Raw genomic sequence first — 12,664 nt, 5'->3', positions numbered from 1 at the left:
CGGCATTCATTCGAGTGATCCATGAACCGCAAAGAGCGACGGCGTGCGCAGGCGACGTCACGCGCAGCGCCACATCAGATCGATCCCGCGATCGCTGCCGATTATCGCGAGGCCGTGACGTATCTGCAGGCCGGCGAATGGCTGAAATCGGAGACGGCGCATCGGCGCGTCCTGGCGAAGGCGCCTGGTCACCCGCCCACGCTGCATCATCTCGGGCTGATCGCATTCAAATGCAACGACGGCGCACGCGCGGTCGACTATCTTCGCCAGAGCCTTGCGTCCGATCCCGGCTATCATCAGGCGTGGCTGAACCTTGCCATCATTCTTTCCGACTTGCAGCGCTCGCAAGAAGCGATCGAAGCCTGCAGGCAATGCGTCGATCTGCAACCGGAGAGTTCGGCAGCCTTCGAAGTGCTCGGCAACCTTCTGCGAGTAGCGGCGAGCGATGCGGAGGCGATCGAAGCCTATCTGACGTCTCTGCGCCTGCAACCCGAGCAGCCGCGCGTGCTGGCGCGGCTTGCCGAGATGATGCTGCAAAGTGGACATGTCGGGGAAGCGTTGGCGTATTGCCGTCAAGGGCTCACAATCGATCCTTCGCTTTCTGATCTGCGGCAGCTCGAGCAGCGTATTCTTGCGGCGTCCGGTTCGATTCAGGACATCGAATCCGCGCTTTCGGCTCAGACCGCAAACCCGAAGGAGTTCGCCAAAAGCTTGAACGAGCTCGGCGACTATCTACGGACGCAGTGGCGACATGAGGAAGCGATCGACGTTTACAGCCGCGCCGCGCTTGCCGATCCGGCGTCGGCCGATGCGCTGCTCAACATGGCGCTTGCCTTCACGAGCCTCGGCCGCAAAGAGGAGGCGCTCGCGAGCTACCAGGCGGGCCTTGCGATCGATCCAGATCGTGCCGAAGCTTATGCCAGTGTCGGAAACCTGCTTCGCGGCATGGGCATGGCGGACGGTGCGGTGCAGGCCTACGAAAAGGCGATTGAACTCGATGCGACGCTCGCGCTTGCGCACTACAATCTTGCGGTGGCGCTGAAGGAGCGTGAACGCTACGACGAGGCGCGCGCCGCCTTCGCCAAGTCGGTCGAGCACGCGCCGGATTCGATCATCAACCGCTTCGAGCTAGCGAACCTGCGCCGCGTTCTCTGCGATTGGGATGGATTGGATCGCGAGGAAGGCGCGTGCCTCGATCAGTTCCGCCAGCAGCGGGAACTCGTTGCGCCTTTCCAGTTGATCTCGATCCCTTCGACGCGCGCCGATCAGTTGCAAGCTGGACGCAGACACGCTGCAACTCTCTCGGCGCCAGACGCACTGCGCTTCAAAGAGCATCGCAACTGCCTGGGCGTCGGCGAGCGCGTTCGTGTCGGATTTCTGTCGGCGGACTTTTTCAATCACGCGACGGCGATGCTCCTCGTCGAGGTTCTAGAGAACATCGACCGCAGCCGGTTCGAGCTTTTCGGATATTGCTTCAGTCCCGACGACGGCACGGACATGCGCCGTCGCATCGTCGCAGCTTTCGATCGTCATGTGCCGATCGGCACTATAACCGACCGCAACGCGGCGCGCGCGATCCACGACGACGGCATCGACATTCTCGTCGATCTCAAGGGCTACACGCGAGACGGACGCCCAGAAATTCTGACGTACAGGCCGGCGCCCATCCAGGTGAATTATCTCGGCTATCCGGGCTCGATGGGTATGGACGGCATCGACTACATCGTCGCCGATCCGATCGTTGCGCCGATGGAGCATCAGGCGGATTATTCCGAACGCATCATGCATCTGCCCGATTGCTATCAGCCGAACGACCGCAGGCGTAAGATTTCGGAGGCGCCCGTGGCGCGCGCCGACTTCGGGTTGCCCGAGGATGCCTTCGTCTTTTGCTCGTTCAACAACAGCTACAAACTGAACGCGACGATGTTCGACGTGTGGATGTCGCTGCTGCGGAACGTTGAGGGGGCAGTGCTTTGGTTGCTGGTGCCGACCGTCACGTGCCGCGAAAATTTGCGGCGCGAAGCGGCTCAGCGCGGCGTCGATCCGGACCGGCTCGTCTTCGCGACACGCAAGCCGATCGCCGAGCATCTCGCTCGGCATCGTCTCGCGGACCTTTTTCTCGATGCGCTGCCCTGCAATGCCCATACGACGGCGAGCGACGCGTTGTGGGCGGGTCTGCCGGTCATTACCGCGATGGGCGAGACATTTTCCGGGCGCGTCGCTGCAAGTCTGCTGACGGCCGTCGGTTTGCCCGAACTTGTTACGAGAAATCTGGAAGATTATGCCTCCGTCGCGCTCGCCCTGGCGCGGGATAACGGCAAGCTTGCCGATCTCCGTGCGAAACTTGCGCGGCAGCGGGAAACGGCGCCGCTGTTCGATAGCATCCGTTATACGCGGCATCTCGAACGTGCGTTCTCGACGATGATCGATATCGCGCGCGCAGGTGAGCCGCCGCGTGCGTTTGCCGTTGCGGACTAACCGCTATTGGCAGATTGAACGGTACTTTCGCTCTTTCATGTCGAGATGGAAGTGATCGCGGTGCGCGGCGTTGGCGTCGGGACCAAGAACGGTTCCGAAGATATCGCAGGCCTCGTCATGCGCCACATGCAGAAATTCGGACGTCGGATCTTTTTCAGGTTTTTTAGCTTCGTCAGGCTTGGTCTTCGACTTGTCGCCGTCCTCAAGCGCGCCAACTTTCGAGGCCGCGATCCGAACAGCCACGACCGTGACGGTTTTTGTGCGGCCGTTGTGCGCGGCGTCAGGCTTCTTTGCGTCCGCGGTCGCTTCTTCCTTGGGCGGAGTCCACGATTTCGAAACCCGGATGATCTTGCCGTTTTCGAGGACGAAGCCGGAGATGTCGATGGCATTCATATAGGCATGCTCGCTGATTGTCGCGCGCGCCAATCCGTAACGATTTCGACATGAATATGAGCCAGCTAACACGCGTGCGATCGGGGAGCCGAAACTTTTCTTGGCGGCGGGCTGCAGCTTGTCGGAAATCCAGGTGTTGAGCGCGGCGATCATCGGACAGCGCAGCGTTGCGGGCGGTTGAAACTTCACCTTGCTCTCGCCGACGCTGTGGAGTTCGCGCGGCGCCGGTGCGCCGCAGGCGCCTTCCCGCGCAGGCGGAAGCGGTTCGGTTACGACCGCGACCTTGTCGAGCAATCGCGTGCACTCGGCTTTCGCGTCAGCGATCTCGGTTTCGGTCCACTCGGGCATCTTTTGCAGCGCCGGGGGAAGGGGACCTGCGGCCTTGGGATCGGTTGCCTGCGAGGAGGGCGCCGCTGGGTCCGCCGGCGCGCTGTTTGGTTCGGCCGCAGAGGGATGCCGCAGTTCGGGCGCTTCCGGCGCGAGAGGATGGGTCCGCACGATTTCGATCGATGGCGCGGTCGCATCGCGTTTGGAAAGGTAGGCGTGCAGGACGGCGAGCACGACAAGCCCGATGAAAACAGCACGCGAAAGATTGATTGAAGCGCGAACGACGAAACGCATGGCTCTGGCGATTGCCAGAGTCCACAGCGCCTTGACGCGCGTTTGCAGCGCCCGTGCGCGGATCAGAACTTCGTGCCGGGCGCTCACCATAAGCTCCAACAAAAATCTGGCGGGCATTACGCCAGCATCGCACATCCTGGTTACGTTTCGATTAGGGCGACAGGTGGCCGGTATGGCGATTTAGCCATCGCGGAGCATATGCGCAGGGGGCTATGGGGAACGGCGAAGCTCAGCGCCTGGTTCCGCGTTGGGGCGCACAGGCGGTACCGGCGTATGTGCAATATGGAAAGGTTGCTAAATTCTTTCAGCCGGGTTTTGCGCTTGCAGCCGATAATTCCTCGGTGTCAGACCCGTCGTGCTTTTGAACAGCCGCCCGAAGTGTGAGACGTCACCGAAACCCCAGGAGTATGCGATGTCGCTGATCTGCCGATGCGCCTGAGCGGGATCGGCGAGCGCGTCCTGGCATTTTCCGATCCTTCGGCTGAACAACAGCCGTTGCAGCGACGTTTCCTCGGCTTCAAGCAGCTGGTTGGCATAGCGCACCGAGATGCCCGCAGCGGCGGCAAGCTCTTCGCACGTCGCGCTGCCGTTGGTGAGGTTGGCGTCAACGACAGCCTTGAGCCGCAGGAGCGAAATCAGCCGTCCGGAGGAGCGCGCGGTTGCGTTACCGTTGCCTTCGGTGAGTGCCAATGCCACCAGCTCAATGAGCTGGTGTGAGATCTGCCTCTGGGCAGCGTCGCTGAGCGACGACAATTGCACTGGAAGCAGCTGGATGAAATTAGAAACAAGCGCGCCGGCGCCGATCGAGCCATCGATGCGCCGTGTCGTCAATTGCGCGATCCGCCCCAGCCGGGCTTCGCACTTTCGACGATCGATCTCTACGACGAGTTTCTTCGATACGTTCGAACTCACAAAGGTGCTTGCCGTTGCGTTGTCGACGAGGGTCAGATCGCCGGCTTGTAAAACCGCGTCCCGGCCATTCTGACTGATCCGCGTGGTTCCGGAAATCTGCGAGCAGATGAAGACGGAATTCTTCGACTGCGCGACCTGGCGGGCGGTGCGCCAGGTGCTGACGCCGTTGTTGCTCGTGATCGTGAGAAACGCTCCGGCGAATGGCAGCGCGGTGATCTCGCCCTCAAAGCTCGAACGGTCGCGCGGCCGGCATTCGAACGGAACCATGGCCTGGCAAGCCACTTCATGCCAGTAATCGAAGCGGTCTCGCGGGTGCACGGAGGCGGTCGACACCAAGTCGGTCTTGGAGGCGCGGCGCTTCACGACATCACCGGAAGCTCTGGCGTAACGGAGGCGGGCACGACATAGGATCACCATGCGGATTAAGCGCACAGGATGATAGGTTCTACGGCGAGCCGGTCAAATGCAAACTCGGAATATCTGTCGGTATGTTATGTCTCAAAGTGCACAAAAAGACGCCTGCAGGCACTCAGGCCGTTTGAGAGCCCAGAATACTTTTCAGCGTTGATACGAACTGGGTGGCTTCCGCCGAAGAAACTCCAGAGAGCAGCTTTTTCTCGATGCGGGAGTAAAGGCGATCGGCGCCGGCAACCGCTTTTAGGCCCCGCTTCGTCAGCCTCACGCAATAGGCGCGGCCGTCGACGGGAGAGCGTTTGCGCTCGAGAAGGCCCTTACGGATCAGCCTGCTGACGATACCGGCGACGGTCGAACGGTCGATGCCGGTAATCACGACGAGATCGGTCTGGCTGAGATCGTCCTCGCGCGAAATCGCGGTCATGATCGCCAGCTGCCGGAGGGTCAGGTCGCTGTCGCCTGTTTCGTCAGAGTAAAGTTGGGTCGCACACTGATCCACGCGGCGCAGAAGGTGCAGGATTGACCGCTGAAAGTGTGCCGAATTGTTCTGGCTCATGTCGCGTCTCCAGGTCCCGAAGGACATTCATCAGCATGCAAACACTCGCCGAGAAAGCACGAGCTGCCCCGTTAAGTCTCGATTACCGGGGCTCTGAAAATAGAACAGGAAGGAGATAGCTCTCTGTGCGTCGGTTCCAGGCGTGCGCGACCTTTGCTTTCGGTCGCATGCACTCGCCAGCTCGAAACGCCATGACGGAGAGGATTTCATCAACGTGGGCCGCCGGTAGGAAATTGCGTTCATCGGGCGGCTCGGCGCGGTTTTAAGGCCACACGCGGAGATATTCGCGCCAAGGCGAGGCCGTCTGTAATGCCACGGTTGGTCCGTTGCGGCATCATCCTCGCTCCCGTCCGGCTTTAAGGCACGTCACTAGCGATAAGGCCAGTCCGCGCCGCCTTTTCACGCGAGGGCGTCAAGGCGCGAACAATTCGAAAGAGCTGCGGGCCGAACGATACTGCGGGCGACGAGGGGCTATGGCGACAATCATTACTGTGCACGGCACGTTTGCGAAGCCGACGGAGGCAAATGCCGACGGCGGCCTTCAGCCGGATCTCCAGTGGTGGGAAACGCAGAGCACGTTCGAGACCGATCTCCATAAGTTTGTCGAAGGGCGCGACGGCAAGCTCGATGTGAAGCCGTTCGTTTGGTCGGGAGACAATAGCGAAGTCGAGCGTCGCGAGGCCGGCGCCGAACTTGCGAAACTGATGCGCGAGCTTGAGACACGAAGCGAGCCTTACTGCGTCATCGGGCACAGCCACGGCGGCTCGGTTGTCTCCTCCGCTTTGCTGGAATGCGCGGCACGCAAAAAGTCGCTGCCTAACTTGAAGCGCTGGATCACCGTCGGCACGCCCTTCATCAATCTGCGGAAAGAGGTGTGGCTGCTGACGCGCCTCAGTCTCGTTCGTAAAGTCATTTTCGTCGCGTCGATGATGCTCCTGTTGATGTTGATCATCTATCAGGCAGCGACCATGCTTACGGGTGACCGCCTGCTGTTCGGCAGCCTGTTTCCGCGCGTCCAGTACTGGACAATCGCGTTCATGAGCATTCCCGCATTCCTCATCTATTTTCTTTTCAAGTATCTGGACGTGCGCGCCATGCTCGACCATCGGCGCCGCGTGACAAAGCGGGCCCGGAATAATTTCGGCGATCGTTGGCGTGCTTTGGCGCACCCGGATGATGAAGCGATTCAGGGCCTGGCATTACTGCCCGATGCGCGGCTGACGTTTTTCGACCGGTCGTTCGCCGTTTCGAGCATAACGCTGGTCTCCGTCATCGCGCTGCCGCTCATCTATCTAGCTGTTCTGTTTTCGCCACCGACGATCGTTGGACTGTCGAGCTGGATCTATACGCACGTTTACGAGGTGAACCTTACGCCAGAGGCCGAAGCGGACGTGAAAGCTTTGCGCGAAGAGATGCGCGCCATTCGAAGAAACCGGGAGACCGAAGCGGCCACGACGGCGGCAGCGCCGACCGAGCGGACGCAGCAGGAACGATCGGCGCTCTGGAAGCAATTCCGGGAAAAGCGCAACGCCTTGGAAGCCAAATATCCGAATTTCTCCGAGATCGAGCGCGCCATTCGGTTTCGCCAGCGCTTTCTCGAGGGCAAGGACGGACAGCCTTGCGAAGGTGGCGTCATCTGCGGCGGTGGCCATGACTTGACCTACAATAGCGGGCTTCTGCTCCACCTCGTGACGGACGAGCTGTCCTGGTTTCTTGGGGCGAATAACGTTCGCGGCATGAGTGGCCAGCGGTGGCTCTGGTCGCTGGCCATTCCGATGATCGTGACACCGCTGATATTCGGTATCCTCGCGCTCGTGCTGATGGTCACGATCCAGGCGCTGGCGTCGGTGATCAGCGGCGTGTCGAGCAGGTTCCTGAACACCATCACGAACGCGGAAGTGAAGCGCGCCGGGTTCGGCAACGATACCGAAGGCGAGGTCGTCTTGGGCGCAGCGGATCGCCCGTCTTGGCTCGATCGGTCGCAACCGCGTCTGCCTGCTTCCGTCGCCGATCTCGTAACAGACTACAGCAACATGGCGGCGAGCCGCTCGATTGCGAAATTCCGCCAGGCGATCGGTCAGATTCGGTTCGCTGTTCCGCCGCATAGCGCCGACACAGCGATCAGCACGTATTTCACCTGGAAGGAACTGGTGCACGCCTCTTATTTTGATGTGCCGGAATTCCGCAAGCTCGTCGCGCAGGCCATCAGCCGCGCCGAGGGATTTGCGCCGAGCGAACGCTTTCTGGCTGACCCGGATTTTAAGCGCACCGAGCAGTGGCTGACTGCAATCGAACAATCGCCCGGAACGACAGAGGTGCCGAGCGACCGAGAACCCACCGTAAAAGATGCCAAGGCCGTTGCGGCGGTGGTGACATCGACGGTGAAGGCACAACCTTGAGCCAACGCGCGCCGCCGATCGGAGCTGACGTCAAGGCGTCGGCGCTGCTAGACTAGCGAGACCGAAATGGCGGAGGATAAGCACATGCGCGCAGGTCTTGCGATTGCCATTCTCGCGGCGACGGCGCTTCGACCATCTTTCGCGCAGGCGGAAGGATACGCCCCGATCGATTGCGCCAAAGCGCGTTCGCCGTCCGAACAAACGATCTGCCGGAATTATGCCTTGGGTCAGCAGGAAGCGCGGCTCGCCACGCTATTCGGAGTGGCGACGTCGCTTGTTGCGATGGGACAGCGTGGTGACATTCAGGACGCGCAGCGCGCCTGGTTGAAGACGCGGGAGGCATGCGCGAATGACGTCGCGTGCCTTGCGAAAGTGTATGATGCGCGCATCGCCGTTCTGAACGGCGTCGTTGATGGCATTGCCAAGCGCGGGCCGTTCTGACGTTTGCGCCGCCCGGGCTGTTCGGCAAGCCTATCGAGGCGTTCCATTGGACTGAACGGACGGCGGTATGGTCGGGTCGGGGAGCGCCGGTGACATCCGGCCTGAAGATTCTCTGTCACCGCCCGAACTCCCGAGGTCTCTATGATGCGCATTGCCGCGATCGATCGGAACGACGGGCTTCTGGAAATAGGCTCGTTTGGCGTTCTGCTGGATCCTGACGCTTTCAGGAACGATGTCTGCAACGGCAGGAAAGCAGGCGGACCCAGACGCCAGCGTCAGAACTGCGAAAGATAGCGTTGCCGGCGTTACACGATTTTGTGCCATCGTCTTTCTCCGAGTGAACCTTCAGCGCGCCGCCTGGAGCGGGCTCACATCATGAGATTGAATAAATCGCCCATCCGGTAGCAACAAAACAGCGGCTTCAATATTAATAATCGCTGATCAGCTTGCTTCGTTCTGATATAAATCGTCTCAAATAAATGCCTTCGGCGTGAATTTAAGAGGCAGCGCGGGCATCTTAATATTTCGATTTAATTTCCGAGGGCATTTCCGAATTCGCGGGTAACTGCAGTTTTGCAATCAATCCCGGATTTGCGTCGTCAAGGATGAGCCTGCCGCCCGCGGCGTCCGCGATATCCGACACGATCGCGAGTCCGAGGCCCGCGCCACCGCTTCGCGTATCTAGCCGCTCGCCGCGCGCCAGCACGGTCAAGCGATGTTCTTCGGCGATGCCTGGGCCGTCGTCCCTTACGACAATTAAAATCTGCTGGTCCGCGGTTGCGGTCGAGATGGAAACGCGCGTGCGCGCATGGTGGCTGGCGTTCTCGACGAGGTTGCCAAGGGCTTCGCTCAGAGCCTCGGCTTCAATCGCGACCGTGAGGCCTTCGGCAACGTCGACGTCCCAATCGAGCTTCTGTCCTTGCGGGGCGCGCTGGATGACGTGGACGACGCGATCGACGACGGACTTCACGTTGCTCGTCGCGCTGCGCGAGGCATAGTTGATGCGCGCACGCGCGAGTTCGCGATCAATATGGCGGCGCATGGTTTCAGACAGGGCCGAAATGTCCGTTGCAATTTCGCCTTCGCCTTTATTCTTCAGGCGCTCGATCTCGCCGTTGAGGACCTGCAGGGGCGTTTTCAGTCCATGCGCAAGATCGGCGGCCCTGGCCTTGGCGCGTTCGATGGCATGATCGCGCGCATCAAGGAGACCGTCGATTTCCTCGGCCAACGGCTGCACTTCGGAGGGAAATCCGGATTGCAAGCGACGGGCGTGGCCGGAGCGAATGGCGCCGAGCTTTCGTCGAATGGCTGCGAGCGGGCGCAGACCGATGCTCACTTGCGCCCATGAAGCTGCGATGAGAAACAGTCCGATAAGGATGAGGAATGGAACAAGCTCGGACGTGAAATCGCGAACCGACTTCCGTAATTCCTCGGCGCGCCAGGCGACAGCCACGCGAATGCGCGAGCTATTGAGGCTCGGTGGCAATTCGATGCTTTTCTGCAGCAGATAAAGCTCTTCGCCGCCGGGGCCAGGAATTCTATAGTGATGCAGCGTGTCGTCGGTTGAGCGTTCTGGCGGCAGAGCGAGCGAACTGTCCCAGAGCGAGCGGGACGTCAGCGGTTTGCTGGGAGGTGCGGGTTCGATTTGCCAATAAAGGCCAGACAGTGGTTCCTTGAACCTGGGGTCGGCCGGCGCGTGCCTGACTAGAAGTTCTCCCGACGGACCCGACGCCAGATTTGCGACGAGCTGGTTGAGATAGACTGCAAGCTCCGCGTCGATCCTGCGTTCGACGTGACGCTCGAAAAGCAATGACAGTCCGAACGCGGCGAGGGCAAGTGCGATGAGGATCGAAACCGCACCCGCAAGCAGGAGGCGCAGGCGTAAGGAGCGAAAGCTCATGCGGGAGAGCCCGCAACGATGTAGCCGAAGCCGCGCCGCGTCTCGATCACGTCCTGCCCGAGCTTCTTGCGCAGCCGGGTCACAACGGCTTCCAGCGCGTTCGCGTCACGCGCATCGTCATCGCCATAAAGATGCTCGATCAGTTCGGACGGCGCAACCACGCGTCCCTTGTGATGCAGAAGATACGCGAGCAGCCTGTATTCGAGAGGTGAAACTGCGATCTGCGCTCCATCGCGCGAGACGCGCATCTGCCGTGTGTCGAGCGTCAGCGCGCCCACTTCGATGACGGGCGATCCGTAGCCGACGGAGCGGCGGATAAGCGCTCGCACGCGGGCCAGCAACTCCTCCAGATGAAAGGGCTTCGTCAGGTAATCGTCGGCGCCGGTGTCGATGCCGTCGACACGTTCCGACCATGCCCCGCGCGCCGTCAGTACAAGCACCGGCATCATCTTTCCTGCGGCGCGCCAACGCTTGAGCACCGACAGTCCATCCATCTTCGGCAAGCCAAGATCGAGAATGATGAGGTCATAGTCTTCGGTGTCGCCGCGGAACCAGGCCGTCTCGCCGTCCGTGGCGGCGTCGGTATTATAGTTGGCGGCCGTCAACGCGGTAACGAGGCTTTGCAAAATCTTCGGCTCATCCTCGACGACCAGAATGCGCATCAGTCGTCGTCCTCGACCTTGAGGATCTTCGCGGTCTTCGCGTCGACCTTGACCTCCTTGAGCTTGCCTGCGGGCGTCAGAACCTTGAATTCATAGACGAGCATGCTGGGGCTTTTGACCTCGAGTTCGACGCCGACGATTTCGCCTGCGAACTGAGCCTTGAAAGCTTCCGTGATCTCGGTTAGCGGCCGGATGCGGCCCTCGATCAGCGCCTGACGTGCGATTTCATGATCGCGCGCGTCATCGTCGTCCGCCGACGCGACAGCGGCGCCGCCAGCAATGAGCAGCGTTATCAGAGCGGCAGTCATGAGAAAGCGCGATGGGCCAAGCATGGGACATCAATGCCGAAACGATCCTGACAATTCGCTGACGGCGGCCATCAGGGCAGCGTCAGCACACATGCGAGAGTGTGCCTGCATTGGCTGAACCGGCCAACCCTGAACATGGAGATCAAGATATGCTTAAGGTCCTGACGCTTTCCACCCTCGCGGCTCTTTTGGTTGTTGCAGGTCCGGCGTTTGCCGACAACCACCAGAACCGTCTCAATATCCCCGCGGAAAAATGGCTTTCGATGTCGGCTGTCACGGAGAAGCTCGCGGCGCAGGGATACAAGGTGACGAAAATCGAGGCCGATGACGGCGTTTACGAGTTCGATGCGGTCGATGCCAATGGCGTGCGGATCGAAGGTCACGCTCACCCGGCAACGGGGCAGGTGCTGACCGGCTACGATGATTAACGGCCTCGGAGCGCTTGGCTTTCGATGGCCGAGCGCTCCCCCAAATATTTGAGAGGGATGTGAATTGGGCCGGAGAAACTTCGAAAAATAGCTGTTCAATTGGAGAATTCATGTTTGCGGATGACGGAACCTCGAATTGCCGGCCGAGTTTCGTTTCCGTTAGCAGAGGATATTTCCAATGAAAAAAGCAATCATGTCTCTCATTGCATTGAGCTTCGCATTTGGAATCCCGCTGTCGATGATGTCTGCTTCACCGGCCAGTGCGTGCTGGTGGAAAGACCGGCGCGGCGAACCCTAGGATCGCGGCGTCTCACTGCAATCAATATCGGACCCTCGGATTTCGATCCGGGGGTCTGTTTTTTGAGTGCCGCCGACCGCAAATGCAATTCATCTTTCAATTCGTATCAAGCAGCGCCTTGCAATATTTCGCTATTGCGAGGCTCGACGTCAGTCCTGGGCTTTCTATGCCGTAGAGCGCAACGAGGTGCGGGATGCCGTGCTGGGTGGCAGCATGGATCGCAAAATCTTGCGATGGTTTACCTTGTCCTGCGATCTTGGGGCGAATGCCGGTGTAACCCGGGCTGAGTGCGTTATCTGGGAGGCCGGGCCAATAGCGGCGGATGGAGCGTTCGAACGCAGCCAATCGCGCGCCGTCCGGATCGTCGAAGGCATAGTCGACGCTTTCGATCCATTGTACGTCTGGTCCGAAGCGGACATTCCCTTCGAGATCGAGTGTCAGGTGCGTGCCGAGGCCGCCGTCGACAGGGACCGGGTAAATCAAATGCCGGAATGTCGATTTGCCGCGATAAGCGAAATAGTGACCTCGGGCAAATTGGAGCGCGGGCGGAATATAAGGCGTTTCCCTCGGTAGAAGGGAACCGAGCTTTGCCATTCCAAGACCCGCGGCTGCAATGAGATTTCGCGCCGTAATTCTCGCCGGTGCGCCGCTGCTGACCATTTTGATTTTGAAAATGCCATCCGCACGCAGATCAACATTCTGAACATCTGTGTTCAGCACGATCGCGCCGCCGCTATTTTCGAGATCGGCCGCGAGCGCCTGCATCAGGCCGGGGCTGTCGATGATCCCCGTCGATGGAGAAAACAAGGCTTTGAAGCCGCTGATGGCGGGTTCGAGTTTTTGTACGTCACCGG

Annotated in this window: 12 protein-coding genes; 4 read left to right on the top strand and 8 right to left on the bottom strand. The window is 60.2% G+C overall.

The annotated features are described in order from the left end of the window. The first annotated feature begins 21 nt into the window (after positions 1-21). On the top strand, positions 22-2,478 hold the full coding sequence (locus WC026_RS10610; RefSeq protein ID WP_372710906.1) for a tetratricopeptide repeat protein: 2,457 nt from the start codon (positions 22-24) through the stop codon (positions 2,476-2,478). A 3-nt stretch (positions 2,479-2,481) separates the two neighbouring features. Here the strand turns inward: WC026_RS10610 and WC026_RS10605 are convergent, their stop codons facing one another. The 3 genes from WC026_RS10605 to WC026_RS10595 form a co-directional block, all read right to left on the bottom strand. Then, complete coding sequence (locus WC026_RS10605; protein ID WP_372710905.1) at positions 2,482-3,582, bottom strand: extensin family protein; 1,101 nt, start codon at positions 3,580-3,582, stop codon at positions 2,482-2,484. 204 nt (positions 3,583-3,786) lie between these two features. Continuing rightward, entirely contained in the window at positions 3,787-4,767 is a 981-nt protein-coding gene (locus WC026_RS10600; RefSeq protein WP_372710904.1) for a helix-turn-helix domain-containing protein, read from the bottom strand. A gap of 166 nt (positions 4,768-4,933) precedes the next feature. Next, the gene (locus WC026_RS10595; protein WP_372710903.1) at positions 4,934-5,374 is read right to left on the bottom strand and encodes a MarR family winged helix-turn-helix transcriptional regulator; all 441 of its coding nucleotides are present in this window, start codon (positions 5,372-5,374) and stop codon (positions 4,934-4,936) included. A gap of 473 nt (positions 5,375-5,847) precedes the next feature. Here WC026_RS10595 and WC026_RS10590 point away from each other — a divergent pair, with 473 nt between their 5' ends. Both WC026_RS10590 and WC026_RS10585 read left to right on the top strand, forming a co-directional pair. Beyond that, complete coding sequence (locus tag WC026_RS10590) at positions 5,848-7,773, top strand: hypothetical protein (RefSeq protein ID WP_372710902.1); 1,926 nt, start codon at positions 5,848-5,850, stop codon at positions 7,771-7,773. A gap of 66 nt (positions 7,774-7,839) precedes the next feature. Then, positions 7,840-8,214 (top strand): lysozyme inhibitor LprI family protein, encoded by a 375-nt coding sequence (locus tag WC026_RS10585; protein WP_372710901.1) that lies wholly within the window; start codon positions 7,840-7,842, stop codon positions 8,212-8,214. Positions 8,215-8,244: 30 nt separating this feature from the next. Here the strand turns inward: WC026_RS10585 and WC026_RS10580 are convergent, their stop codons facing one another. The 4 genes from WC026_RS10580 to WC026_RS10565 all read right to left on the bottom strand — a co-directional run bounded on the left by WC026_RS10580 (position 8,245) and on the right by WC026_RS10565 (position 11,084). Next, positions 8,245-8,538, bottom strand: coding sequence for a hypothetical protein (locus WC026_RS10580; RefSeq protein WP_372710900.1), 294 nt, complete (start codon positions 8,536-8,538; stop codon positions 8,245-8,247). Positions 8,539-8,731: 193 nt separating this feature from the next. After that, a complete protein-coding gene (locus WC026_RS10575) occupies positions 8,732-10,114 on the bottom strand; it encodes a sensor histidine kinase (RefSeq protein ID WP_372710899.1) in 1,383 nt (460 codons plus the stop codon). Continuing rightward, on the bottom strand, positions 10,111-10,776 hold the full coding sequence (locus WC026_RS10570) for a response regulator transcription factor (RefSeq protein ID WP_372710898.1): 666 nt from the start codon (positions 10,774-10,776) through the stop codon (positions 10,111-10,113). The genes WC026_RS10575 and WC026_RS10570 overlap by 4 nt, the downstream gene beginning before the upstream one ends. Further along, a complete protein-coding gene (locus WC026_RS10565; protein ID WP_372710897.1) occupies positions 10,776-11,084 on the bottom strand; it encodes a PepSY domain-containing protein in 309 nt (102 codons plus the stop codon). The genes WC026_RS10570 and WC026_RS10565 overlap by 1 nt, the downstream gene beginning before the upstream one ends. A 149-nt stretch (positions 11,085-11,233) precedes the next feature. Between WC026_RS10565 and WC026_RS10560 the strand changes: the two genes are divergently transcribed. After that, positions 11,234-11,512 carry a PepSY domain-containing protein gene (locus WC026_RS10560; protein WP_372710896.1) on the top strand — a complete coding sequence of 93 codons (279 nt, stop codon included), beginning with the start codon at positions 11,234-11,236 and terminating at the stop codon, positions 11,510-11,512. Between the two features lie 394 nt (positions 11,513-11,906). Here the strand turns inward: WC026_RS10560 and WC026_RS10555 are convergent. Continuing rightward, the coding region (locus WC026_RS10555) for an NAD(P)/FAD-dependent oxidoreductase (protein WP_372710895.1) at positions 11,907-12,664 on the bottom strand (758 nt) is incomplete at its 5' end.

The sequence above is a fragment of the Hyphomicrobium sp. genome (genome assembly GCF_041674905.1).
Taxonomy (GTDB): Bacteria; Pseudomonadota; Alphaproteobacteria; order Rhizobiales; family Hyphomicrobiaceae; genus Hyphomicrobium_B.
The sequence above is the reverse complement of the archived record's forward strand: the minus strand, read 5'-3'. Positions and strand labels throughout refer to the sequence as shown.

Coding starts and splice junctions, on each gene's coding strand:
- WC026_RS10610 (WP_372710906.1), top strand. CDS start 22: ATGAACCGCAAAGAGCGACGGCGTGCGCAGGCGACGTCACGCGCAGCG.
- WC026_RS10605 (WP_372710905.1), bottom strand. CDS start 3,582: ATGGTGAGCGCCCGGCACGAAGTTCTGATCCGCGCACGGGCGCTGCAA.
- WC026_RS10595 (WP_372710903.1), bottom strand. CDS start 5,374: ATGAGCCAGAACAATTCGGCACACTTTCAGCGGTCAATCCTGCACCTT.
- WC026_RS10590 (WP_372710902.1), top strand. CDS start 5,848: ATGGCGACAATCATTACTGTGCACGGCACGTTTGCGAAGCCGACGGAG.
- WC026_RS10585 (WP_372710901.1), top strand. CDS start 7,840: ATGGCGGAGGATAAGCACATGCGCGCAGGTCTTGCGATTGCCATTCTC.
- WC026_RS10580 (WP_372710900.1), bottom strand. CDS start 8,538: ATGGCACAAAATCGTGTAACGCCGGCAACGCTATCTTTCGCAGTTCTG.
- WC026_RS10575 (WP_372710899.1), bottom strand. CDS start 10,114: ATGAGCTTTCGCTCCTTACGCCTGCGCCTCCTGCTTGCGGGTGCGGTT.
- WC026_RS10570 (WP_372710898.1), bottom strand. CDS start 10,776: ATGCGCATTCTGGTCGTCGAGGATGAGCCGAAGATTTTGCAAAGCCTC.
- WC026_RS10565 (WP_372710897.1), bottom strand. CDS start 11,084: ATGACTGCCGCTCTGATAACGCTGCTCATTGCTGGCGGCGCCGCTGTC.
- WC026_RS10560 (WP_372710896.1), top strand. CDS start 11,234: ATGCTTAAGGTCCTGACGCTTTCCACCCTCGCGGCTCTTTTGGTTGTT.